The 3,694-nt window shown below is 39.3% G+C and carries 2 protein-coding genes; both read right to left on the bottom strand.

The features are described from left to right. The coding region (locus LHW48_01055; protein ID MCB5259051.1) for a hypothetical protein at positions 1-2,626 on the bottom strand (2,626 nt) is incomplete at its 3' end. Between the two features lie 274 nt (positions 2,627-2,900). Further along, a complete protein-coding gene (locus tag LHW48_01050; GenBank protein ID MCB5259050.1) occupies positions 2,901-3,491 on the bottom strand; it encodes a hypothetical protein in 591 nt (196 codons plus the stop codon). Positions 3,492-3,694: the final 203 nt, after the last annotated feature.

The following is a 3,694-nucleotide window of genomic DNA, read 5'->3' as shown; positions in this document are numbered from 1 at the left end:
CTTCTTCTGCCAATTCTAATAACCATTTCTCAAGCGCCATATGTATTGATTGTAAAATATCAGGACCTCCACTCACTCCACGGTACAAATTCCACAGTAAGCAATCAATGTGCTGTTTGTATTTTGTTCCATCGATCAATAATACTATACTCTCAACATATTTCCCTCTTTCAGATTGAGCATAGGTCTCAACTGAGTGGTTTGTCAGTTTGATTATGAAGTCAAACGTCATAACAGGGTGACATCTTAGCATATAGTAAACTGGTGTCTGATAAGCACTCTCAGGATGATAATGATGTTCGCAGAAACTAGATAAACCAAACTCTCGTTCTATGTCACGGACCCTATATCCGTAGTAGTCTTCGTCGTCTCTTGGCTGAGCGACCCAATACAGCCAGGCAAGTTTTTCAACATATTCTGGCAGTGCCTTGACGGTTTCTGCTGAGTCAATCAACGATGTTAACAATTTTTCAACGAGGTTGTCCCTTCGGGGTCTATCAGGATTCAACACTGATTCGAAGTAGCCAGACAATTCGTCTTTGATCTCACCTGCGCTATTCAAAATCACATTTACTAATTGATCTTCAATATCTCTCTCTATATAACGAGAATGGTCATCAGACATCAATTCTCTGTATTTATAAAGTGCAATCTTACCTGCACAACAGGTTGTTGAACCTTTTCTATGCTTTGTTGTCCAATCCAGTAAAAGAGGAACGATGATTCTCCAATTCATAGGTGATTCTCTCTGTTTGAAGATTAATTCTATAACAAAGTCCCAGCCTTGTCCCTTCGGTTGAGTAAACACATATTTAAGATATTCTTCACTCGGTTTTTCTTTCATAACACGGCTGGCAACTGTGCTGTCAAACTCTTTGCAAGCGGTTCTTAGAAGGAAAGTTAGCCTGTACATAAGTTCGAAATCGTTCTTTATGAGATTAGTTTCAATAGAATTAAAGAACTCATTTGCCTTTGTGGAGGTTAAGATCGATATAAAAGACTCATCACGCCAATATGCTGAAAGAGAGCTTTGTGATAATGTCGCATCTATCAATAACCGAACTTGCTCTGGCTCAGATTCTATTCTGTCTAATAACCAAGCCCTAAATGCCCTTCTAATTATCAGAGAGCTACCAATGCTCTCAAAGAAGCCTTCGATACTGGACTTGGTTGCAAATTCTTTATCAAGTAGTTTACGTAGTGCCAACTCCTCGATAACGTCATGAGCAATGAAGTAACATAAGATGCTTTCGTCATATCCTAATACTTCGTCAGCATTAAGCAATTCAATGGCCTTTTTGTTATACGAGTTCGGATCAATGTAGAAGCATCCACTTTCGGCTTTGTTCTTCACTATCTGGAGCATACAATCAGATCGAAGAATATGCATGCCATCCTTTTTGGATTGTGATCTCATTACCTTTTGCGTCCATAAATACTCAAAGAAGCCTTTATAATCTTGATTACATCCGATATCTTGATAATTATCTAAATACGCTTGTAGATAGTATGGCGTACGTATCAGGTCGATAAATTTGCAATTTGAAGGTAATGCAAACTCATTCTCGCGGGAAATTCTTTGCAACTCATCAGCTTCCAAGAGTGGTATTTCAATTCTACAAGGGTTGCTTTTGAACCGTTCATTCAGTAGATACATGAGATCTGAATAATACCTGTTTCTTGTTGTAAAGATAACGCACCATTTAGACTTCAGTAATGCCTCGAAAAACTCAAAAAACGGTTGTAGATCATCAATATCAGAGAGTCTCTCTGCAGAGTCAATGACTACTAAACACGGAACATTTTGGTGCTCATATAGGAAATCCAGAAGTGTAACATCACCCCACTTTTTGAAAAACTCGTGAAGCGAACTAATATTAAATTCATAAGCTTTAAACACATAAGAAATGTAGGATTGACATGAGGGAAGCAGTTCTTTCACTATAGCAGTTTTTCCTGTACCTCCGTCACCGCTAAGGACTAGTACTGAGTTTAACTTCAATTCATTTTCGATTAAGCTGATAGTTGCCGACCTATCAATCTTGATAACTCGACCCGAATACTCAATCTGAGTTTTTATAGGCTGCAAAATCGGATCTTTATGTTGTTGGATGTTCATAATCGTATCTATCAAACCTGGTTTTAGGTCAAAAAAGTACTCAGCAATGGATAGATGGTTATCAAGTCTTAGTTGGGCTTGAAGTTGACTTGGTGTCTTCCACACGATATCAATACCTAGTCCTGACGCGTGGTCTTCAATGCGTGTTTTATACTTTGGGACTTTGACTCCCTTGGAACTACTTTCTGTAAAGTCTTTATTTATATAGTAGTATATTACTTTTATATCCTGATTCTCTTGTTTAGCTTTACTGATACCGTTCCTTATTGTTGTCACGTTATCGCTTATTCTGGTTTCAAAAAACTTAGCTTGGAATCCTACCAACACTCCGTTCTTATCAATAGGATTTTTTTCTATTCCAGTCTGATTCTTGTAACCAAAAATACCAAAATCCTGCCCATGTTCTTTACAAAACAATAGATAGCTCAATTCCTCGAACTTTTCCTGTTCTCTTCCGTTAAACTTTGACCTGAACGAATTCCAGTTGATGTCGATAATTTTCTTCATTGCGCAGCCTCTTTTTCGATATTGGCAGTTGATGCAACTAACTGGAGTGCTATTTTTTGTCAATGCATTGAGTTCTCAACATTATGCCTATCTCATATAATTCCTTTCAAGATACCTGTTCCAAGTGACTCTGTATCGCTTCTGTTATCATGGAATGCTCTCTCACCTTGATAGCTTATCACTACAGATACTAGCACTGATGAATAGGCCCCTTGTTAAACCACAACAGAACATCCTTGCTACAATTGTACAAGCCCCTCGTTGTTGATTGCGTCTAACTCATCAACCTATAGCACCCAGCCCTATTCAGACTCCGCAATTGACCCAATATACCTTTCTGGACTTTTCTGCCGATTTTGGGCACGTTCTGGCGGGAGATAACCACATAAATGTGCTGCCTCAGATCAACTACTTCAATCGATGCCAGAGCCTCCAGATAGATATAGACCCACTGTCTGGATTTGCCGATTTCTTGAGCAATCTCTCGGATGGATTTGTAACTGCCTTGTTCCAGGATGTCCAGTAGCCTGTGGGCATCTGCTATGCTGAAAGTCCAGCCCTTGTAATGCTGATAGCCAATCCTGGCTTGAAAGCGGTTGGCTCGGACGTAGATGGGTGGATCATCTTCAATCTGTTTAATCGCTTGACTTTGGAGCAAATCGAGCAGTAGCTTTTCTGTTGCTTCAATGCTTACACTGGTCAGCTTGGAGATAAGTTCTGCATTGAATGGACGATCATATTGGCTAATGAAGTTGAGGATGAGATCTGTATCTGTCATCATCACCTCAATTTCCAGATCTGCTTGGGATACTATTTCCAGGTTCTTGTATCTGCCTATCTCTTCCACTGAGCGGATAAGTTTCATAGCTTTGCGGACATTGCCGCATGAGTGGAAGTAGACATATTCAACTATATCCGTATGGAACTTGATTTCCAGTATCTCACTGCATAACTGTGCGATGTCCTTCTTAGGCAGGTCTTGGAACTCATAGAAGAAATTGCATCTATCAAAGTAATACTCATTAACTAATCTTTCCTACACGTAAGTGCTTGAAAAATTGACATCGT

The organism is Candidatus Cloacimonadota bacterium (genome assembly GCA_020532355.1).
Taxonomy (GTDB): domain Bacteria; phylum Cloacimonadota; class Cloacimonadia; order Cloacimonadales; family Cloacimonadaceae; genus UBA5456.
The sequence above is the reverse complement of the archived record's forward strand: the minus strand, read 5'-3'. Positions and strand labels throughout refer to the sequence as shown.